This is a genomic window from Streptomyces sp. NPDC093071 (assembly GCF_044754545.1).
Taxonomy (GTDB): Bacteria; Actinomycetota; Actinomycetes; order Streptomycetales; family Streptomycetaceae; genus Streptomyces.
This window is the reverse complement of record NZ_JBIVPH010000008.1, coordinates 21,642-41,824: the sequence shown is the minus strand read 5'-3', so window position 1 is coordinate 41,824 and position 20,183 is coordinate 21,642. Positions and strand designations below refer to the sequence as shown.

Annotated in this window: 17 protein-coding genes; 6 read left to right on the top strand and 11 right to left on the bottom strand. The window is 72.2% G+C overall.

Annotated elements, in window-relative coordinates:
- Positions 1–20: 20 nt before the first annotated feature.
- Together glp and galU are read right to left on the bottom strand one after the other, a co-directional pair.
- A complete protein-coding gene (gene glp, locus ACIQD7_RS25960) occupies positions 21–1,382 on the bottom strand; it encodes a gephyrin-like molybdotransferase Glp (protein ID WP_402444647.1) in 1,362 nt (453 codons plus the stop codon).
- A gap of 3 nt (positions 1,383–1,385) precedes the next feature.
- Positions 1,386–2,297, bottom strand: coding sequence for a UTP--glucose-1-phosphate uridylyltransferase GalU (gene galU, locus ACIQD7_RS25955; RefSeq protein ID WP_161373231.1), 912 nt, complete (start codon positions 2,295–2,297; stop codon positions 1,386–1,388).
- Between the two features lie 104 nt (positions 2,298–2,401).
- Here galU and ACIQD7_RS25950 point away from each other — a divergent pair, with 104 nt between their 5' ends.
- Positions 2,402–3,013 (top strand): 5-formyltetrahydrofolate cyclo-ligase, encoded by a 612-nt coding sequence (locus ACIQD7_RS25950; protein WP_121832773.1) that lies wholly within the window; start codon positions 2,402–2,404, stop codon positions 3,011–3,013.
- Here the strand turns inward: ACIQD7_RS25950 and ACIQD7_RS25945 are convergent.
- Positions 3,003–5,747: a penicillin acylase family protein gene (locus tag ACIQD7_RS25945; protein ID WP_402444645.1), complete on the bottom strand. Its 2,745-nt coding sequence runs from the start codon at positions 5,745–5,747 to the stop codon at positions 3,003–3,005. The genes ACIQD7_RS25950 and ACIQD7_RS25945 overlap by 11 nt on opposite strands.
- A gap of 260 nt (positions 5,748–6,007) precedes the next feature.
- Between ACIQD7_RS25945 and ACIQD7_RS25940 the strand changes: the two genes are divergently transcribed.
- The 5 genes from ACIQD7_RS25940 (at position 6,008) to mscL (ending at position 11,051) form a co-directional block, all read left to right on the top strand.
- Positions 6,008–7,546, top strand: a complete 1,539-nt coding sequence (locus tag ACIQD7_RS25940; protein ID WP_402444644.1) for a potassium/proton antiporter — start codon at positions 6,008–6,010, stop codon at positions 7,544–7,546.
- 367 nt (positions 7,547–7,913) lie between these two features.
- Positions 7,914–9,191: an MFS transporter gene (locus ACIQD7_RS25935; protein ID WP_402444898.1), complete on the top strand. Its 1,278-nt coding sequence runs from the start codon at positions 7,914–7,916 to the stop codon at positions 9,189–9,191.
- A gap of 68 nt (positions 9,192–9,259) precedes the next feature.
- The gene (locus ACIQD7_RS25930) at positions 9,260–9,601 is read left to right on the top strand and encodes an FmdB family zinc ribbon protein (RefSeq protein ID WP_402444642.1); all 342 of its coding nucleotides are present in this window, start codon (positions 9,260–9,262) and stop codon (positions 9,599–9,601) included.
- A 187-nt stretch (positions 9,602–9,788) separates the two neighbouring features.
- Positions 9,789–10,400, top strand: coding sequence for a hypothetical protein (locus tag ACIQD7_RS25925; protein ID WP_402444640.1), 612 nt, complete (start codon positions 9,789–9,791; stop codon positions 10,398–10,400).
- A gap of 72 nt (positions 10,401–10,472) precedes the next feature.
- Positions 10,473–11,051: a large conductance mechanosensitive channel protein MscL gene (gene mscL, locus ACIQD7_RS25920; RefSeq protein ID WP_402444638.1), complete on the top strand. Its 579-nt coding sequence runs from the start codon at positions 10,473–10,475 to the stop codon at positions 11,049–11,051.
- A 19-nt stretch (positions 11,052–11,070) separates the two neighbouring features.
- On the opposite strand, the gene ACIQD7_RS25915 is transcribed toward mscL, so the two are convergent.
- The 8 genes from ACIQD7_RS25915 to pflB form a co-directional block, all read right to left on the bottom strand.
- Positions 11,071–11,292, bottom strand: a complete 222-nt coding sequence (locus tag ACIQD7_RS25915) for a hypothetical protein (RefSeq protein ID WP_161373225.1) — start codon at positions 11,290–11,292, stop codon at positions 11,071–11,073.
- 138 nt (positions 11,293–11,430) lie between these two features.
- Positions 11,431–11,835, bottom strand: a complete 405-nt coding sequence (locus tag ACIQD7_RS25910; protein ID WP_121832767.1) for a hypothetical protein — start codon at positions 11,833–11,835, stop codon at positions 11,431–11,433.
- Positions 11,832–12,545: a Rieske (2Fe-2S) protein gene (locus ACIQD7_RS25905; RefSeq protein ID WP_402444636.1), complete on the bottom strand. Its 714-nt coding sequence runs from the start codon at positions 12,543–12,545 to the stop codon at positions 11,832–11,834. The genes ACIQD7_RS25910 and ACIQD7_RS25905 overlap by 4 nt, the downstream gene beginning before the upstream one ends.
- On the bottom strand, positions 12,542–13,141 hold the full coding sequence (locus ACIQD7_RS25900) for a 4Fe-4S dicluster domain-containing protein (RefSeq protein ID WP_121832765.1): 600 nt from the start codon (positions 13,139–13,141) through the stop codon (positions 12,542–12,544). Before ACIQD7_RS25900 ends, ACIQD7_RS25905 begins: the two co-directional genes overlap by 4 nt.
- Before the next feature lie 7 nt (positions 13,142–13,148).
- Positions 13,149–15,485 carry a molybdopterin oxidoreductase family protein gene (locus tag ACIQD7_RS25895; protein WP_402444633.1) on the bottom strand — a complete coding sequence of 779 codons (2,337 nt, stop codon included), beginning with the start codon at positions 15,483–15,485 and terminating at the stop codon, positions 13,149–13,151.
- Positions 15,482–16,624 (bottom strand): MFS transporter, encoded by a 1,143-nt coding sequence (locus ACIQD7_RS25890; protein WP_402444631.1) that lies wholly within the window; start codon positions 16,622–16,624, stop codon positions 15,482–15,484. The genes ACIQD7_RS25895 and ACIQD7_RS25890 overlap by 4 nt, the downstream gene beginning before the upstream one ends.
- Positions 16,625–16,702: 78 nt before the next feature.
- Positions 16,703–17,446 (bottom strand): pyruvate formate-lyase-activating protein, encoded by a 744-nt coding sequence (gene pflA / locus ACIQD7_RS25885; protein WP_402444897.1) that lies wholly within the window; start codon positions 17,444–17,446, stop codon positions 16,703–16,705.
- Positions 17,447–17,789: 343 nt separating this feature from the next.
- Entirely contained in the window at positions 17,790–20,093 is a 2,304-nt protein-coding gene (gene pflB / locus ACIQD7_RS25880) for a formate C-acetyltransferase (protein ID WP_402444630.1), read from the bottom strand.
- Positions 20,094–20,183: the final 90 nt, after the last annotated feature.

Here is a 20,183-nt window from a genome sequence, read left to right as displayed (position 1 = left end):
GTACCCCCACCCCGGCCCCCTCAGCCGAGGAGGACCACTTCCAGCTCGGCGCCCGGAGCCACGGCCTCCGTCTCCTCCGGGACCACGATCAGGCAGTCCGCGTGCGCGAGGGCCGCGATCAGGTGGGAACCGGCACCGCCCACGGGAGTGACGGCGCCGGTCCCCCGGTCGTACACCCCGCGCAGGAACTGGCGGCGGCCCGCCGGGGACCTCAGCGGGCCGTCCGCGTCCAGGACCGCCCGCACCCGGGGCCGGTGCAGGTCCTCGACGCCCATCAGGGCGCGGATCGCGGGCCGGACGAACAGCTCGAAGGAGACGTACGAGGAGACCGGGTTGCCCGGGAGGGCGAGCAGCGGGATCCGGTCGGCGCCGATCGCGCCGAAGCCCTGCGGCTTGCCCGGCTGCATGGCCAGCTTGCGGAAGTCGACCTCGCCGTCGGCGGTCAGCGCCTCCTTGACCACGTCGTACGCGCCGACGCTCACCCCGCCCGTGGTGACGATCAGGTCCGCCCGGATGAGCTGGTCCTCGATGGCCGAGCGCAGCGACTCCGCGTCGTCGGCGACGGCCCCCACCCGGTAGGCGAGGGCTCCGGCGTCCCGGGCGGCGGCGGCGAGCGCGAAGCTGTTGGAGTCGTGGATCTGCCCCGGGCCCAGCGGCTCGCCCGGCTGGACCAGCTCGCTGCCGGTGGAGAGGACGACGACCCGGGGGCGCGGCCGCACCCGGACCGTGCCGCGCCCGATCGCGGCGAGGAGCCCGATCTGCGGCGGCCCGAGGACGGTGCCGGCGGCGAGGGCGAGCTCTCCGGCGCGGACGTCGCTGCCCTGCGCGCGCACATGGGCGCGGGCCTCGGCGGCGCGGTGCACCCGGACCTCGCCGGCCGCGCCCTCGGGGGCGGTGCTCGCGGCGCTCATGCCGGTGGCCGCGCCCCCGCCCGTACCGCCGTCGGTCCACTCGACGGGGACGACGGCCTCGGCGCCGGGCGGCAGCGGGGCGCCGGTCATGATCCGGGCGGCCTGGCCGGGGCCGACCTCGGGCAGACCGTCCGCGCCGGCCGCGACGTCGCCGATCACCGTGAGGACGGCGGGGAACTCCTCGGTGGCCCCGGCGACGTCGGCGACCCGGACCGCGTAGCCGTCCATGGAGCTGTTGTCGAAGGGGGGCAGCGCGACCGGCACCGTCACGTCCTCGACGAGGACGCAGCCCTGGGCGTCGAGGAGTTGCAGCTCGATGGGTTCGAGCGGGGAGACGGACGCGAGGACGTCGGCCAGGTGCTCGTCGACCGTCCACAGGTCGCGGGCCGGGCCCGCGCAGGGGTCGGGCGTCTCCCCGGAGTCGCCCTCGTGGTCGCCGGGGGACGGCGACGGTGCCGTGCTGCTGCTCAAGGCCTACATCTCCTCGCTGACGTATCTCCGGAGCCAGGCCCGGAAGTCCGGTCCCAGATCTTCACGTTCGCACGCGAGTCTGACAATGGCACGCAGATAGTCCCCGCGGTCGCCGGTGTCATAGCGGCGTCCCTTGAACACGACGCCGTGCACCGGTCCGCCGATCTTCTCGTCCGAGGCGAGCTTCTGCAGGGCGTCGGTCAGCTGGATCTCGCCGCCGCGGCCCGGCTCGGTCTCCCGCAGGGTGCCGAAGACGGCCGGGTCCAGGACGTAGCGGCCGATGATGGCGTAATTGCTGGGCGCCTCGCCCGGGCCGGGCTTCTCGACCAGGTCCGTCACCTTGACGACGTCCGCGTCCACGGTGGCCTCGACCGCCGCGCAGCCGTACTGGTGGATCTGCGAGGGCTCGACCTCCATGAGGGCGATCACGCTGCCGCCCTCGCGCTCCTGGACCTCCACCATCCGCGCGAGCAGCGGGTCGCGCGGGTCGATCAGGTCGTCGCCGAGGAGCACCGCGAAGGGCTGGTCGCCGACGTGCGGGGCGGCGCACAGGACGGCGTGGCCGAGGCCGCGCGGGGCGCCCTGGCGGACGTAGTGCATGGTGGCGAGGTCGCTGGGCTCCTGGACCTTGGAGAGGCGCTCCGCGTCGCCCTTCCGGCTCAGGGCCTCCTCCAGCTCGTAGTTCCGGTCGAAGTGGTCCTCCAGGGGACGCTTGTTCCGTCCGGTGATCATCAGCACGTCGGAGAGGCCGGCCGCGACGGCCTCCTCGACGACGTACTGGATGGCCGGCTTGTCGACGACCGGCAGCATCTCCTTCGGCGTCGCCTTGGTCGCCGGGAGGAAGCGGGTGCCGAGGCCGGCGGCCGGGATGACAGCCTTGCTGATCCGGCCGAGCCTGGGGAGCGACTGATTCATGCGGTGCACCCTAACGGTTCGGAATGAGAGAAAGATGTGGCTCCGATTAACTTCCTCCACATAAAGGCAGTTAGAGGAGCTTCGCGCATTCACGGAGGACCGCCATGACATCGGAAATGTCCGAAAAAAGCTTGCTGCGCAGCCGACTTCTGGGTGCCCGCGCCGCACTGACCCCCGCGTTCCTCGCGGAGTCGGCCGGTTCCTTCGCCCGCCAGGGGGTGGAACTGCCCGAGCTCGCCGGGGCGTCCACCGTCGCCGCGTACGTGTCCGTGGGCCGCGAGCCGGGCACGCGCGCGCTGCTCGACGCGCTCCACGCGCGCGGGGTGCGGGTCCTGCTCCCGGTGCTGCTCCCCGACAACGACCTGGACTGGGCCGCGTACGAGGGTCCGGACCGGCTCGCGCGGGCGGGCCGGGGGCTCCTCGAACCGGTCGGGCCCCGGCTCGGCCCGGAGGCCGTGTGCGCGGCGGACGCGGTGCTGCTTCCGGGGCTCGCGGTGGACGCGCGCGGGATGCGGCTCGGGCGGGGCGGCGGCTCGTACGACCGGGTCCTCGCCCGGCTCGTACGGGACGGGCGGGATCCCGCCCTGGTGGTCCTCCTCTACGCGGACGAGGTGGTCGGGCGGGTCCCGGAGGAACCGCACGACCACCCCGTCCACGCGGTGGTGACCCCGGAGGCGGTGATCCGCTTCCGGGCCGCCCCCGCGGCTACGGCTTGAGGACCAGCGTGTCCTTCGTCGCCGCGTCGACCGCCGCCTTGCCGTACGCCCAGTCGTAGAGCTCGCCCTTCGCCCAGGCGTCCGTCTGGTCGGTGTAGTGCGTGTGGAAGGCGTGGCCGGAGGCCCCGGTCAGGTTGATCCACCGGGACTTGTCCCAGTCGCCGACGTTGACGACCATCCGCATCGACGGGACCCAGATGACCTCGTAGCCGCCGGCCGCGTTCCAGCCGGTGGCGTCGACGGCCGCCTCGCCGCCGCCCAGGTTCCACGGGCCGCGGTTGAGGAGCTGCTGGACGACGCCGGGGCCGGCGGTGCCGAGGGTCTGGTTCTTCAGGGTCAGCTGGTGCAGCCGGCCCCAGCTCCAGGTGGAGACGTCCTTGCCGAGCTTGGCGGTCAGCTCCCAGCGCGCGTCCTTCATGGCGCGGGCGAGCAGCTGGTCACGGGTCTCGGTGGCCTGGTCGGTGCGGCTGCCCGGAGTGGTCCACCACTCGCTCTTCTCCTGCTTGAGGAGCGGACGGACGACCTCGTACCAGCGGTCGCCGCCGTCCGGCTGCGCCGAGTCGGGGTCGCGCTGGCCGCACTCGCGGACGAGCTTGTTCTGCTCGTCGACCGGGCCGGTGGCGTCGGCCGGGCGCACGTTGATGCAGTCGCCCTCGGCGCGCACCTCCTTGGGCAGCTTGTTGCCGAAGGAGAGCTTGAGGACGTTGCGCCAGACCGCGTTGAAGTAGGCGGCGGCGGCCGAGTCGGGCTCCTGGGTGTAGTCCCAGCCCTCCAGGAGCTTCTGCGCCTCGCGGACGTGCGGGTCGGCGATGTCGATCTTGAGCAGGAGCGGGTTGAGCAGGGTCGCGATCTCGCTGCGGTTGTCCGTCTGCATGGTCCGCATGTCGTCCGGCGAGATCTTCCCGCCGTCCTTGGTCTTCGACTCGATGAGGTCGTTGATCCGCTGGCTGCGCGAGCCGTAGCCCCAGTCCTTGGTGAGCAGGTCGGGGTAGTTCTTCGGGTCGATCACGGCCTGGTTGGCGGTGACGATGTAGCCGCGCTCCGGGTTGTACTCGTAGGGCAGCCTCTCGAAGGGGATGTAGCCCTTCCACCGGTACTTCGAGTCCCAGCCGGGCGCCGGGAGGGTGCCGTCGCCGGTGGCGCGCTGCGGGATCTTGCCCGGCGACTGGTAGCCGATGTTGCCCTCGGTGTCGGCGTAGATCAGGTTCTGCGAGGGGACCTCGAAGTTCCTGGCGGCGGCCCGGAAGCTGTCGAAGTCCTTGGCGCGGTCGATGGCGAAGATCGCGTCCATCGACTTGCCGGGCTGGAGGGCGGTCCACTGGAGGGAGACGCCGTAGCCGGTGCCGCGGTCGGGGGCGGCGTTGCCGACGGGGGCCTTCTGGCCGACCGTCTCCAGTTCGGAGGAGCGGTCGGAGACCAGCGGGCCGTGCTCGGTGGAGCGGACGGTGATCTTGCGGTCGGCGCCGCCGGCGACCTTGATGGTCTCCTCGCGGACGGTGAAGGGCTTGACCTTGCCGTCGACGAGGTAGCCGTCGGGGCCGATCTTCTCCAGGTAGAGGTCGGTGACGTCGGCGCCGAGGTTGGTGAGGCCCCAGGCGATCTTGTCGTTGTGTCCGATGATCACACCGGGCATACCGGAGAAGGTGTAGCCGGAGACGTCGTAGCGGCAGGTGGCCGAGACCGAGCGGCAGTGCAGGCCCATCTGGTACCAGAGGGACGGCAGCTGCGGCGCGAGGTGCGGGTCGTTGGCGAGCAGCGGCTTGCCGGAGGTCGTGTAGTCGCCGGAGACGACCCAGGAGTTCGAGCCGATGCCGTTGCCGTTGGGGCCGAGCAGGGCCGGGACGCCGTCCAGGACCTCGGAGAGGGCGGCGAGCTGGGACGCCATCCCCTGCGAGGAGTCGCCGGAGCCGTCGGTACCGGCCGGGTTGGTGCCCGGGGTCTCACCCGTGCCCAGGTCGTCGCCGCCCTCGGGACCGAACTTCCCGGTGGACTCGTCGACCTTCCCGCCGTCCACGATCGGCTGGTGGAGCGCGTACGGGTACTCCGGGTAGAGCTGCTTGATCTGCGCCGGGGTCAGCCGGCTGGTGAGCAGCGAGCGGTCGATCTCGTCCTGCATGTTGCCGCGCAGGTCCCAGGCCATGGCCTTGAGCCAGGCCACCGAGTCGACCGGGGTCCACGGCTCGATCGCGTAGTCGTTGGTGAGGGCCAGGGCCGCGTACTCCACGGAGACGTCCCCGGGCTCGCGGTCCTTCAGATAGGCGTTGACGCCCTCCGCGTACGCCTGGAGGTACTTCTTCGTCTCCGCCGACAGGACCTTGTCGTACTCCTCCTGCGCGACCCGGCGCCAGCCGAGGGTGCGCAGGAAGGAGTCCGTCTCGACCTGGCCCTCGCCGAACATCTCGGAGAGGCGGCCCGCGGTCACGTGGCGGCGGACGTCCATCTCGTAGAACCGGTCCTGCGCCTGGACGTAGCCCTGCGCGCGGAAGAGGTCCGTCTCGTTGTCGGCGTAGATCTGCGGAATGCCCTGGGCGTCCCGCTTCACCTCGACCTGGCCGGAGAGGCTGTCGAGGCGGATCTCGCCGGTCGTCTGCGGGAACGAGCCCCGGACGGTGCTGACACCCCAGTACCCGCCGGCCCCGACGCCCGCGACCAGCACGAGGACCAGGAGGACGAGGAGCAGGCGGGCACGCCGCCCTTTCTTCTTGGCGGGGGGCGCGGACGTGTTGGAGGGCATCGCTGTCCTTCGAGGGGCAGGGTGATCCTGGAGTACGGGAGCCACCTTAGGCGCAGCGTCCGGACGGCTCGGACGCGGTGTCAGGAAGAGAACCGTACTGGTGAGCGGGTGAGCCACCGGGAAGGCGTCAAGAAAACGTTAAAGATTAGGTAAGGTAACGAAGTGTCGCTTGCTGGAGGAACGATCCAGCCGCATATGAGGGGAAGGATCGGCCACTGACTGTCCACCAGCTCAACGAACTCCTGCTCGTCAGCTCGCTCGTGCTGCTGATCGCCGTCGCGGCCGTGCGGATCTCCTCCCGGAGCGGCCTCCCCAGCCTCCTGCTGTACCTGGGGATCGGCGTCGCCATCGGGCAGGACGGCATCGGCAACATCGCCTTCGACAACGCCGAGCTCACGCAGGTCATCGGCTACGCGGCCCTCGTCGTGATCCTCGCCGAGGGCGGCCTCGGCACGAAGTGGAAGGAGGTCAAGCCGGCCCTTCCGGCCGCCGTCGTCCTCTCCACCGTCGGCGTCGCGGTCAGCGTCGGCGTCACCGCCGCCGGCGCCCACTACCTCGTCGGCCTGGAATGGCGGCAGGCCCTGATCATCGGCGCCGTCGTCTCCTCCACCGACGCCGCCGCGGTCTTCTCCGTGCTGCGCAAGGTGCCCCTGCCCTCGCGGGTCACCGGCGTCCTGGAGGCCGAGTCCGGCTTCAACGACGCCCCCGTGGTCATCCTCGTCGTCGCCTTCTCCACCGCCGGACCGATCGAGCACTGGTACGTGCTCCTCGGCGAGATCGCCCTGGAACTGGCCATCGGCGCGGCCCTCGGCATCGCGGTCGGCTTCGTCGGCGCCTACGGGCTGCGGCACGTCGCCCTGCCCGCCTCCGGCCTCTACCCGATCGCCGTCATGGCCATCGCCGTCGTCGCGTACGCCGCCGGCGCCCTGGCCCACGGCTCCGGCTTCCTCGCCGTCTACCTGGCCTCGATGATCCTCGGCAACGCCAAGCTGCCGCACGCGCCCGCGAACCGCGGCTTCGCCGAGGGTCTCGGCTGGATCGCGCAGATCGGCATGTTCGTCCTGCTCGGCCTGCTGGTCACCCCGCACGACCTGGTCAACGACTTCTGGCCCGCCGTCGTCATCGGCCTGGTCCTGACGATGGTCGCGCGGCCCCTGGAGGTCCTGGTCAGCCTGCTGCCGTTCCGCATCCCCTGGCAGGAGCAGGCCCTGATGTCCTGGGCCGGCCTGCGCGGGGCCGTCCCCATCATCCTCGCCACCATCCCGATGGTGGCGAAGGTCGAGGGCAGCGAGCGGATCTTCAACATCGTCTTCGTCCTGGTCGTCGTCTACACCCTCGTCCAGGGCCCGACGCTGCCCTGGCTGGCGAAGGCGCTCAAGCTCGGCGCCTCCTCGGACGCCTCCGACCTCGGCGTCGAGTCCGCCCCGCTGGAGCGGCTGCGCGGCCACCTGCTCTCCGTCGCCATCCCGGAGGGCTCCCGGATGCACGGCGTGGAGGTCGCCGAACTGCGCCTCCCGGCCGGAGCGGCGGTCACCCTCGTCGTACGGGAGGAGAAGAGCTTCGTACCGGGGCCCGCGACCGTCCTGCGGCACGGCGACGAGCTGCTTGTCGTCGCCACCGACCCGGTGCGGGACGCCACGGAACGGCGCCTGCGGGCGGTCGGCCAGGGCGGCAAGCTCGCCGGCTGGCTCGGCACGGGGGGCGGCTCGACGGCCCTCGGCCCGCCGCCGGGGACGGAGACGCGGTTCCACCGGGCCGGGCAGCGGGATGCGCAGCGGCAGAAGAAGCCGACCGGCTGAGACGCCGACTGGCACGGCGACTGACACGGCGACCGACACGGCGACTGAGACATGGGGCACACGATCCCCGTGATCGCAGGAATCGATTCGGGGGAGGGAGCGTTTCCCAGGCGGGAGGACGCTCCCTCCCTGTACCATGAAGGCACACCTGATCGAACCAACTCTGCCTGACGCAGAGCTGGCGCGACCGTATGGCGGCCGTGGCGCCCCTCCGCAGTGGGGCCGGCCCGGTATCTACCGCAGTTCCGCGCATGAGGACAGCTCTCGGCGACACCCGCACCACCGTGCACGGGGCGCGCTACCAGGCGGCGGAAAGGCAAGGACCGTGGCGTCCACGGTCAACACGGGCACGGTCGACGCGGAGAAGATCCACGCGGACGGACGGCCCGGCACGGACGAGCGGCCCGGTTACGGGCAGCTGCTGCGCACCCCCGGTGCGCTGTCCTTCCTGCTCCCCGGCTTCGCCGCCCGGCAGCCCTTCGCGATGCTGACCATCGGCATCGTCCTGCTCGTCCAGCACACCACCGGCTCCTTCGGCAGCGCCGGCGCGGTCGCCGCCGTCACCGGCGTCTCCATGGCGCTCTTCGCGCCGCAGAGCGGCAAGCTCGCCGACCGCTTCGGCCAGCGCGCCGTCCTGATCCCCGGCGTCCTCGTCCACACCGCCTCCGTCTCGCTGCTCGTGGTCCTCGCCCTGGCCGGCGCCCCGCTCTGGGCGCTGTTCCTGGCGGCCGTGCCCGCCGGCGCCTCCGTGCCGCAGGTCGGGCCGATGGTCCGGGCCCGCTGGGCGGCCAAGCTGGACGGCACCCCGCTGATGCCGACGGCCGCGGCCTTCGAGTCCGTCACGGACGAGTTCACCTTCGTCGTCGGCCCCGTCCTCGCGACCGCCCTGTGCACCGGCGTCCACCCGGCCGCCGGTCTGATCGCCGAGGCCGGCCTCACCCTCGTCGGCGGCCTGTTCTTCGCCGCACAGCGCGCCACCCAGCCCGCGCACGGCCTGGCCGCGTCCCACGCCGCCGAGCCCCACCGCTCGGCGCTCTCCGTGCCCGGCGTCCGCGTCCTGATCGTCGCCTTCCTCGGCATCGGCTCCGTCTTCGGCGGTATGCAGGTCTCCCTCACCGCCTTCAGCGAGGAGATCGGCAACCCCGGCGCCAACGGCCTGCTGTACGGGGTCTTCGCCGCCGGCAACATGCTCGCGGGCATCGCCATGGGCGCCGTCGCCTGGAAGACCGGTCCCCGCCGCCGCCTGCTCCTGGGCTACGCGGGCCTCACCGTCGCCGCGTCCCTGCTCTGGTCCGTGCACTCGGTGCTGCTCCTCGGCGCCCTGGGCCTGGTCGTGGGCCTGTGCATCGCCCCCGCCCTGATCACCGGCTACACCATCGTCGAGACCCTGATCCCGGCCTCGGCCCGCACGGAGGCCTTCACCTGGCTCACCGGCGCCGTCGCGCTGGGCCAGGCGGCGGCCGTCACGGTCGCCGGACGCCTCGCCGACGCGCACGGCGCGAGCACCGGATTCCTGGTGCCGATGGCGGGCACGGCGCTGGCCCTGACCACGCTGGTGCTGCTGCGGTCGCGGCTGAAGCCGCGCGAGGCGGGCCGGGTCGCGGCGCGTGGTATCGGTCACCGCGTGCCGGTGGCGGTGGACTGAGGCCCCGGAATGCGTCACTATGGATCGTCGTTAGCACTCGATGAGTGTGAGTGCCAGGAGGAAGTCAAGTGCCGACCTACCAGTACCAGTGCACCGAGTGCGGCGAAGGCCTCGAGGCGGTGCAGAAGTTCACCGATGACGCGCTGACCGAGTGCCCCAGCTGCAAGGGCCGCCTGAAGAAGGTGTTCTCGGCCGTCGGCATCGTCTTCAAGGGATCCGGCTTCTACCGGAACGACAGCCGCGGCTCGTCGTCCAGCAGCTCGCCCGCCTCGTCGTCGAAGTCCTCGACGTCGACGGCCTCGTCGGGCTCGTCGAACTCGTCGTCGGACGCCAAGCCCGCCGCTTCGACCGCTTCATCGTCTTCCTCCTCCTCGGCGTCCTCGTCGAGCACCGGAAGCTCGGCCGCCTGATCCGTTCTTCCCCGAGGGCCCCGTCACATGCGACGGGGCCCTCGGGCGTACCCGGAGTTCCCTCCGGGGAGTGAGGGAGTTCTCCACAGGCGCCGGGTGATCCCCAGGCCGGAGCGGGGCGGGGACGGGACGGGGAGAGTGGGAGCCGCTTTCCCACCCTTTCCTCTGCCCGGACAGGCGGTGTCCCGTGACGACCACGAGTAGTTCCCCCTCCTTCTCCTCTTCTTCCTCCTCCGTCTCCGTGCCGGCGCCGTGCGTGGTGCCGGCCTTCGAGCCGGTACGGGTACGGGGTGCCCGGCTCCGGCTGCGCGGGGCCCTGCGGCGGAGGCGACGGGTGCCGGTGGTGCTCCTGGCCCTGACGGCGGCGGCGCTGGCCGTGGCGGGGTCGGGCGCTTGGCCGGGCTCCGGATGGGGTGCCCGGCCGGGCTCCGGATCGGCCGTGGGGCCGGGCTCCGGTGGTGGGCCGGCTCCCGGGAGCGCGCGGGCGGCCGCCGTCCGCGCACGGCCCGCGGCGGTCGTTCCCCTGGTGTCCGCTCCGGTGCGGATCGCCGACGCCGCGACCGTACGGCTGCTGCGGCCCGGGGACCGGGTGGACGTGATCGCCGCGCCCCACGCGCCGCCGGGCGGGGAGGGCGGGGCCCGGGTGGTCGCGTCGGGGGCCCGGGTCGCCGAGGTGCCCCGGGCGGACGGGGACTCCCCGGACGCGGGGGCGCTCGTCGTCCTCTCCGTGCCCCGGGCGACGGCCGCGACGCTGGCGGGTGCCGGTGTCACGTCCCGGCTGGCGGTGACGGTGTGCTGATTCGCACGGACAGGCTGTCGAGTAACCGTCCCGTGTGTACGGATTGGACGCCCGTGCGGCGGGCACGGCGTAATGGCACGGCACGCAGCACGAGTGACGGAGACGAAAGGCACCTCGGTGGCGAAGAAGGAAACCGTGCTGGGAGGCTTCAAGGCCTTCCTGATGCGCGGGAATGTGATCGACCTGGCGGTGGCGGTCGTCATCGGCGCCGCGTTCACGAACATCGTGAACTCGGTGGTCAAGGGCATCATCAACCCGGTCGTGGGCGCCTTCGGCACGAAGGACCTGGAGAGCTACTCGACCTGCATCAAGGACCCCTGCAAGGTGGTCGACGGCGAGATGCAGGGCATCGAGCTCCAGTGGGGCCTGGTGCTCAGCGCGGTGCTGAGCTTCCTGATCACCGCGGCCGTCGTCTACTTCCTGATGGTCCTGCCGATGGCGAAGATCCTCGCGAAGCGCGCCGCGCACGACAAGGCGAAGGAGGGCGTCCAGGAGACGATGGAGGTCAGCGAGCTGGAGGTGCTCAAGGAGATCCGCGACCACCTGGTCGCCCAGCGCGGCCCCTCGGCGGGGACGGGAACGGGTCCCGGTTCGGGCCCGGGAACCGGTTCGGGTTCCGCTGGCGGCACGGGGGCACACCCCACCTCCTGACCGGCGTCGTCCGCCGGGTTCAGAGGTGGTGCGGCGGCTTCTCGTCGAGGAAGCGCGCGAGGTCGGCGGCGCTGTCGCCACCGGTAGGAGGCCGCTCGCCCCACCCGCGGTCCGTGTCGTCCGCGGACTGGCGGTCCAGCGGATCGTCGAAGACGATGGCCGGCCGGGGCCTGCCCTCGGGGCGGGAAGGCGTGCCGGGTCGCTCCGTGTCTCGCGGGCCGTGGGCGGGGGCGGTGCTCATCCCTTCAGAGTACGCCCGCCGCCCCGCTCCGCGCCTGCCGATCGTTCCGGACCGGTCCGCTCCGCGCCTGCCGATCGTTCCGGACCGGTCCGTTCCGTACCGGTCCGTTCCGGGGCTTCCGTTCGGCGGGGCTTCCGCTCAGCGGTCCTTCGGGTCGAGCAGCCAGAGGCCGAGCACCACGAGGAACGACAGGACGAGGAAGCCCGCCCCCCACCAGGCGGTGCCGGTGTCGCCCGACATCCACTCGTCCACCACGATCGTCAGGCCCCAGAGCTGGCCGACGACGACCGAGAGCGCCAGGGCGAGACGGGCGTTCAGCTTCGAGGAGCGCTCGGGCTCCTGCTCCGCGCCGGCTCCCGGCCCCGGCCCGGTGTGCCGGATCCGGGGATCGCCGTAGCCGCTGGTGGGCCGGATCTGCGGATAGCGCTCGTGCAGGGGCCGGTTCAGCCGCGGCTGCGCACTGCCCGGGGTGTACGCGGGGGGCCGGGGCGGCTCCGTCGGCCCCGGGGCCTCCGGGTCGCGGGGGAAGGCGCTCTCGCTCATGTCCGCTCGCTCCTCTGCGCCGCGCCCGCCCCCGTACCCGCGCCCGTCCTCTCCGGCGCCGGGCCCGTCCCCGCGCCCGCGCCTTCGGTGGAGGCGCCGGGGCAGCCCAGGCGGGCGGCGAGGTCCGGGCGGTCCGGGCCGAGTTCGCGGCAGAGGCCGTCGCGGGCGGTCTCGCCCGAGCGGGCGGTGCCGACCGCCCAGACGCTGCCGTCGGCCTCCTCCACGAGGAGCACCTTCGGCAGTCCCCGGGGCGGCGGGCCGGCGGTGACCTCTCCCGTACGGGCGCTGAAGACGCCCTCGTGGCAGGGGCAGTACAGCTCGCCCTCGCTCCCCCGGTCCTTGCGCCAGAGGACGGCGCAGGCGAGGTGGGTGCAGACGGCGGAGTAGCCGGCGAGGGTGCCGTCCTCCAGGCGGACGGCGACCGCGCGGTCGTCGGCGCCGGGGTAGCGGAAGGCGAGGGAGTCGCCGGGCAGGATCCGGTCGGCGATCCGCTTCGGTTCGGGGGCGCCGTCGCTGTCGCCGTGCCGGTGCAGGATGCCGGAGGCGACGCCGATCCCGCCGACGGCGAGGCCGCCGGAGACGGTGGCGACGATCCGCAGGTAGTCGCGGCGGGTGGTGAGGGAGTCGGCGGCGATCCGGTCGTGGAGCGCGTCCTGGGCGGCGTCGGTGCGGGGGTCCGGTGCGGGCGGCTGGGGGTCGGTGACGCTCAACGGACGTCCTTTCCGTTGATCTCCACGACGGGGAGCCCGCCGGGCACCGGCCACTGGACCTTGTCGGCGGGGACGACCATCGCGACCCCGGTGGAGACGGTGGTGGTGCCGAAGGTGAAGGAGTCGGCGACCTGGACGCCGGGGCGCTCGGCCCGCAGCTCCTCGACGGTGCCGTAGAAGAGGGCGCCGGTGGGGCAGACGGTGGCGCACATGGGGGCGAGGCCGTAGGCGGTGCGGTCGTAGCAGAGGTTGCACTTCATCTGGAGCTTGGCCTGGAGGTCGATCTTGGGCACGCCGAAGGGGCAGGCGTTGACGCAGTTGGCGCAGCCGATGCAGCGGGTGGTGTCGGCCTGCTGCACGACGCCGTCGGGGGTGACGAGGATGGCGTCGGCGGGGCAGACCTCGGCGCAGGGGGCGACGGGGTCCTCGCAGTGCATACAGACGGTGGGGAGGGAGGCGACGGAGTGGCCCTCGTCGGGGTAGTCGAGGTGGATCATCGACTTGCCGCGGTGGGAGTCGCATTCGCGGCAGGCGGAGACGCAGGCCTGGCAGCCGATGCAGCGGCCGGGGTCGATGAAGATCGTGCGGCCCATCATGTGCGGGTCAGCTCCTCTCGGCGGTGCCCCGGCCCTGGGGGGAGGTGGGGGGCAGCGGGTCGGTGCGGGAGACCTGGGCCTCGGGGTAGGCCGGGCGGCCGGGGGGCGTGGGCGGGGCGGGGACCTCGTCGATGCGTTCGGCGGCCTCGACGCGGGCGGCGCACACCTTGTACTCGGGGATCTTGGAGCGCGGGTCGAGGGCGTCGATGGTGAGGGCGTTGGCCGCGGTGGGGACGGGCCAGTGGTAGGGCACGAAGACGGTGTCGGGGCGGATGGCGTCGGTGACGAGGGCGGGGAAGACCTCGCTGCCGCGGCGGGTGACGACGCGGACGGGGTCGCCGTTGCGGAAGCCGTGGGAGGGGTGGACCTCGACCCAGGGGCGGGGGGTCTGTTCGACGAGTCCGGCGAGGCGGCGGGTCTGGTTGCCGGAGAGGAAGTGGGCGACGGTCCGGCCGGTGGTGAGCGAGAGGGGGAACTCCTCGCTGTACGGGTCCATGGGCGGGTGCCATTCGACGGTCTGGAGGTGGATCTTGCCGTCGGGGTGGTAGGAGCGGCCGTCCTCGAAGAGCCGGGGGGTGCCGGGGTGGTCGGTGGTGGGGCAGGGCCAGGCGATGCCGCCGGTCTCCTCCAGGCGCTCGTAGGTGATGCCGTAGTAGTCGTTGACGGTCCCGGCGGAGGCGACGCGGAGCTCCTCGAAGACGGAGCGGGAGTCGGTGAAGTCGAACTTGTCCCCGGCGCCGAGGCGGCGGGCGAGTTCGCACAGGACCCAGGTGTCGGTGCGGACGCCGGCGGGGGGCTCCTGGGCCTTGTTGTGCTTGACGACGCGGGCCTCGGCGTTGGCCATGACGCCGTCGTCCTCGGCCCAGACGGTGACGGGGAAGACGACGTGGGCGTTGGCGGCGGTCTCGGAGAGGAAGAAGTCGAACTGGGCGTGGAACTGGAGGGTGTCGTAGCCGTTCTTGACGGTGGCGTAGTTGGGGAGGGAGACGAAGGGGTTGTTGCAGACGCCGATGAGGCCGCGGATCTCCTCTCGCTGCATCTGCCAGACCATCTCCATCATGGAGGTTCCGGCGGAGGGGAGTTCGGTCTCGTCGATGCCCCAGATCTCGCAGATCTGGCGGCGGTGCTCGGGGTTGGTGATGGAGCGGCCGCCGGGCAGGAGGTCGGACTTCTGGCCGTGTTCGCGGCCGCCCTGGCCGTTGCCCTGGCCGGTGATGGTGCCGTATCCGGCGCCGAGCCTGCCGATGTTGCCGGTGGCGACGCAGAGGTTGATGACGGTGAGGCAGTTCTCGACGCCCTGGGAGTGGTGTTCGATGCCCCGGGCGTGCCAGGCCATGGCCCGTCCTGCGCCGGCGAACATGCGGGCGACCTGGACGATCTGCTCCTCGGGGACGCCGCAGATCCGCGCGGAGCGGGACGGCGGGTACTCGGCGACGGTCCGCTTGACCTCGTCCCAGCCGGTGGTGTGGGCGGCGAGGTAGGCCTCGTCGGTGAGGCCCTCGGCGACGACGACGTTGAGGACGGCGTTGAAGAAGGCGGAGTCGGTGCCGGGCTTGAGGGCGACGTGGATGTCGGCGGTGCGGGCGATCGCGGTCTCGCGGGGGTCGATCACGATCAGGGTGGCGCCCCGGTCGCGGGCTCCCCACACGTACTGGGTCATGACGGGGAAGCACTCGCCGACGTTGGATCCGGCGATGAGGAGGCAGTCGGTGAGGAGGATGTCGGAGAAGGGGTTGCCGGCGCGGTCGATGCCGAAGGCGAGCTTGTTGGCCCCGGCGGCGGAGACCATGCAGAGGCGTCCGTTGTAGTCGACGTGCTTGGTCTTGAGGGCGACCCGGGCGAACTTGCCGACGAGGTAGGTCTTCTCGGAGAAGAGGCTGGCACCGCCGAGGAGGCCGAAGGCGTCGTTGCCGTACTCGGCCTGGATGCGGCGGATCTCGGCGACGGTGCGGTCGAGCGCCTCCTCCCAGCTGGCCTCCCGGAACTCCTGGTCGCGGTTGTCGCGCAGGAGCGGGGTGGTGAGCCGGTCGGGGTGGTTGACCTGCTGGTAGGCGTTGATGCCCTTGGGGCAGAGCCGCATCCGGTTGATGTCGTGGTTGCGGGGTTCGACGCCGAAGACCTTCCCGTGGTGGTCGACGCGCAGGTACATGCCGCACTGGACGCCGCAGAAGCAGCAGTGGGTGGGGACGAGGGTCTCCTCGTTCTGGTCGGCGTGCCAGCGGTCGGCGGGGATGCCTCCGGCGTCGCGGAAGTTGCGGGAGCCGGGCGGGGCGAGGGAGGGGTCGAGCGACAGCGGCCGCCCGGGGACGGTCCCGGGGACGGCCGCGGGGTCGGTGGCGCTCACTTGAAGCCCTTCTTCACGTGGTCGAGGTAGGCGGTGCCGCGCAGGACGCGCTTGCAGCGGGGGCAGTACTCGGCCCAGCCCTCGAAGCCGAGGTCGAGGTCGCGCATGGTGCCCTGGAGGTTCTCCACGTACGGAGCGGTGTCGATGGGCTGGTGGCAGCGGCGGCAGGCGAAGACCTCGCCCCCCTCCTCGTCCTTGCGGCGGGAGGTGTACTTGAAGAGCTGCATCCCGACGGCGGCGGGCCGCTGGACGATGTGGAAGAACTTCCCGAAGGGGATGTAGATCAGGGTGAAGACGACGGACACCATGTGGAGGATGGCGAGGAACTCGTAGCCGCCGCCGTGCAGGAAGATCGACGAGAAGGTCAGCAGCAGCCCGGTCACGGAGATGACGATCAGGGCGAGCAGGGGCACCAGGTCGTAGGCGAAGCGCTGGCCGGTGATGGCGCCCCGGTCCTTCATGCGGCGCCAGAGGAAGTAGCCGGCGCCGGGGATGACGAGGACGGCGGCGATGTCGAGGCCGTGGAACATGAGCCAGCCGAGGACGCTGAGGGAGTCGAAGCCGAGGACCTTGAAGCCCCAGATCCGCATCTCGTAGCCGGGTCCCGCGCCGGTGGAGGAGGTGAAGGTGAACCAGCCCCAGGTGAGCGGGAAGGTGATCGCGGCGGCGAGCAGACAGCCCCAGAAGATGAGCTGGTGGGCGGCCCAGCGGGCGTGGGAGCGGGCGCCGAGGAACTTCTGGAAGCCGAGATAGGTGGCGATCATCCGGGGCAGCGCGGTGGGCGCCTCGCGGAAGTTCGCGACGGAGAAGAAGGAGCCCCAGCCCTTGCGGAAGAGGCGGCGGGCGCCGGGGGCGGAGATCCAGACGGTGTAGCGGTAGGCGACGCCGAAGGCGAGGAAGACGGTGGCGACGGCGTAGGGCAGGAGGGCCGAGTCGAAGTCGCGGAGCAGACGGCTGCCGAGGACGATCGCGACGATCAGCAGGGCGGAGACGACCGCGCCGACCAGGGAGGCGCGGCGCCGCACGGCGCCGGGGCTCTGCGGCGGGGGCTCTGCCGCGGCCGGGTCGGTGGCGCCGGAGGCGGGGGCGGGCCCGCCCGGCGGAGGGGTCGGCTCGGCGGTCTGCGGTGGCTCGGTCACGCGGCCACGTTAAGGCCGAATAGCCCCTTTCGCCCCTTTTTGCGGGGTGGCGTGGTGCGGACGTCGCTCGGACGGCGTTCAGACGGCGTTCAGGCCGTGGGAGCGGAAGACCTCACGGACCCCGGCGAGCTGATCGGGGGTCGGGGACGGGGTGTCGTGCAGGGTGAACGGCATGGCGAGTGCCCGCCACTTCGCTTCGCCCAGCTTGTGGAAGGGAAGGACGTCCACGCGGGAGACGTTGCCGAGACCCCCGGCGAAGGCGGCGACTCCCTCCACGTTCGCGGGGTCGTCGGTGAGGCCCGGGACGAGGACGAAGCGGACGTGGGCCTCCCGGCCGAGGTCGGCGAGGCGCCGGGCGAAGTCCAGGGTGGGTCCCGGTGGGCGTCCGGTGACCTTCCGGTACGTGGCGGGGTCCCAGGACTTGATGTCCAGGAGCACCAGGTCGGTGTCGCGCAGCAGGGCGTCGGTGGCGCGGGCGCCGAGGAAGCCCGAGGTGTCGAGGGCCGTGTGGAGGCCGAGCTCGTGCTTCAGGCGGTGCAGCAGCTCGCCCGTGAAGACCGGCTGGAGGAGGGGCTCGCCGCCGGAGACGGTGGCGCCGCCGCCGGAGGCGGAGATGAAGCGGACGTACTTGGCGGCCTCGGCGATCACGTCGTCGGCGGAGGTGCGCCGGCCGGACCGCATCCGCCAGGTGTCGGGGTTGTGGCAGTAGAGACAGGTGAGGGGGCAGCCGGAGAGGAAGGCGACGAAGCGGGTGCCGGGCCCGTCGACACCGGTGGACAGGTCCCAGGAGTGGAGCGCCCCCTCGGCGGGCCGCCGGGTCACCGCGGCGGCGGGGGTGGCGGCGGAGGGACGGGGACCGGCCGGATCGGCGCCCGGGGTCACGCTCGGAGCGGCGCCCGGAGTCACGCTCGGAGCGGCGTCCGGAGCGGCGGGCGTGCGGGGGGCGGTCCGGGCGGTGTCCGGAGCGGCGGGCGTGCAGGGGGCGGTCCCGGTGGTGTCCGGGGGCGGGGCGAGGCTGGGCACGGCGGGGCTGGGCACGGCGGGGGCCCCTTTCGGTGGTGGTCGGGTCGGTGCGTCCCGGGGCCGGGGTGGGGTCCGGCCGGCCCCGGGACGCGGTCTGGGAGTCAGGCGGTCGCCGAGGGGCAGGCGGTCGCCGGGAGCCCGGTCACAGGGAGCCGTGGAAGGTGCGGTTCAGGACGTCGAGCTGCTGCTCGCGGGTGAGCCGGACGAAGTTCACCGCGTACCCGGAGACCCGGATGGTCAGCTGCGGATGGTTCTCCGGGTGCTCCATGGCGTCCTCCAGGACGGCGCGGTTCAGGACGTTGACGTTCATGTGGAAGCCGTCGCTCGCCGTGTAGCCGTCGAGGAGGCCCGCGAGGTTCGCGATCCGCTCCTCGGGGGTGCGGCCCAGGCCGTCGGGGGTGACGGTGCTGGTCAGCGAGATGCCGTCCTCGGCGTCCGCGTACGGGAGCTTGGCGACCGACAGGGCCGAGGCGACGTAGCCGTGGGTGTCGCGGCCGTTCATCGGGTTGGCGCCCGGCGAGAAGGGCTCGCCCGCGCGGCGCCCGTCGGGGGTGTTGCCGGTCTTCTTGCCGTAGACGACGTTGGAGGTGATGGTCAGGACGGACTGGGTGTGCTCGGCGTTCCGGTAGGTCGGGTGCCCGCGCACCTTCCGCATGAACTCCTCGACCAGGTGGACCGCGATCGCGTCCGCGCGGTCGTCGTTGTTGCCGTAGGCCGGGTGGTCGCCCTCGATCAGGTAGTCGGTGGCGAGGCCGGTCGCGTCCCGGACCGGGACGACCTTCGCGTACTTGATCGCGGCCAGGGAGTCGGCGGCGACGGAGAGGCCGGCGATGCCGCAGGCCATGGTGCGGCGCACGTCCCGGTCGTGGAGCGCCATCTCGATCCGCTCGTACGCGTACTTGTCGTGCATGTGGTGGATGACGTTCAGGGCGTGGACGTAGACGCCCGCGAGCCACTCCATCTGCTCGTCGAAACGGGCCATGACCTCGTCGTAGTCGAGGACATCGGAGGTGAGGGCGCCGGTCGCGGGCCCGACCTGGGCGCCGGACCGCTCGTCTCGGCCGCCGTTGATCGCGTACAGCAGGGTCTTGGCGAGGTTCACGCGGGCGCCGAAGAACTGCATCTGCCTGCCGACGGGCATCGCGGAGACGCAGCAGGCGATGGCGGTGTCGTCGCCGAAGCGGGGGCGCATCAGCTCGTCCGACTCGTACTGGACGGAGGAGGTGTCGATGGAGACCTTCGCGCAGAACTCCTTGAAGCCCCGGGGAAGGGCGGGCGACCAGAAGACGGTCATGTTCGGCTCGGGGGCCGGGCCGAGGTTGTAGAGGGTCTGGAGGTAGCGGAAGGAGGTCTTCGTGACCAGCGGCCGCCCGTCCTCGCCCATGCCGCCGATGGACTCGGTGACCCAGGTCGGGTCGCCGGAGAACAGCTCGTCGTACTCGGGGGTGCGCAGGAAGCGGACGATGCGGAGCTTGATGACGAAGTCGTCGATCAGCTCCTGGGCCCGCTCCTCGGTGAGGACGCCGGAGTCGATGTCCCGCTGGAGGTAGACGTCGAGGAAGGTGGAGGTGCGGCCGAGGGACATCGCGGCCCCGTTCTGCTCCTTCACGGCGGCCAGGTAGGCGAAGTACAGCCACTGGACGGCCTCGTGACCGTCGGCGGCGGGCCCGGAGAGGTCGTGGCCGTAGGAGGCGGCCATCGCCTTCAGCTCCCCGAGGGCGCGGATCTGCTCGGCCAGCTCCTCGCGCAGCCGGAGGGTCTCTTCGAGGGAGCGGTCCCCGGCGGGCAGGGAGTTCAGCTCCTCCTTCTCGGCCTTCTTCGCCTCGACGAGCCGGTCGACGCCGTAGAGGGCGACGCGGCGGTAGTCGCCGATGATCCGGCCCCGGCCGTAGGCGTCGGGCAGCCCGGTGACGACCCCGGCCCTGCGGGCGGCGCGGATCTCGGGGGTGTACGCGTCGAAGACCGCGGCATTGTGGGTCTTGCGGTACTCGGTGAAGACCTTCTCCAGCTCCTCCGACACCGGGTAGCCGTAGGTCTCCAGGGCGCCGGCGACCATGCGCCAGCCGCCGTACGGCATGATCGCGCGCTTGAGCGGGGCGTCGGTCTGGAGGCCGACGATCAGCTCCCGGTCGCGGTCGATCCAGCCGGGGGCGTGGGCGGTGATGGTGGAGGGCACGTCGTACGAGACGTCGTACACCCCCCTGGCGCGCTCCTCGGGGAAGCGGTCGGTGATCGCCTTCCACACGGCGGCGGTCCGCTCGGTGGGGCCGGCGAGGAAGGAGTCGTCGCCCTCGTACGGCGTGTAGTTGCGCTGAATGAAGTCGCGGACGTCGACGGCGTCGCACCAGGGCCCGCCCTCGAAGCCCTTCCAGGCCCGCTCCCGTGCCGTCCCGCCCCCCGTCGTCCCCGCAGGGTTCGCAGTCGCTTCCGCGGAAGTCGCAGTCACTGCCCGCACCGCCTTCTCGATTCGTTCGACAGCCTCGTCGCCTGCCTCCCATTCCACTCCTCCCGAGCGGCCGTTCCGGGCGCCGTTGGT

Bases quoted from the DNA above. Each gene is read 5' to 3' on its own strand.
- galU (WP_161373231.1), bottom strand. From the start codon at position 2,297: ATGAATCAGTCGCTCCCCAGGCTCGGCCGGATCAGCAAGGCTGTCATC.
- ACIQD7_RS25915 (WP_161373225.1), bottom strand. From the start codon at position 11,292: ATGAGCACCGCCCCCGCCCACGGCCCGCGAGACACGGAGCGACCCGGC.
- mscL (WP_402444638.1), top strand. From the start codon at position 10,473: ATGGCACGGCACGCAGCACGAGTGACGGAGACGAAAGGCACCTCGGTG.
- ACIQD7_RS25945 (WP_402444645.1), bottom strand. From the start codon at position 5,747: ATGCCCTCCAACACGTCCGCGCCCCCCGCCAAGAAGAAAGGGCGGCGT.
- ACIQD7_RS25900 (WP_121832765.1), bottom strand. From the start codon at position 13,141: ATGATGGGCCGCACGATCTTCATCGACCCCGGCCGCTGCATCGGCTGC.
- ACIQD7_RS25950 (WP_121832773.1), top strand. From the start codon at position 2,402: ATGACATCGGAAATGTCCGAAAAAAGCTTGCTGCGCAGCCGACTTCTG.
- ACIQD7_RS25910 (WP_121832767.1), bottom strand. From the start codon at position 11,835: ATGAGCGAGAGCGCCTTCCCCCGCGACCCGGAGGCCCCGGGGCCGACG.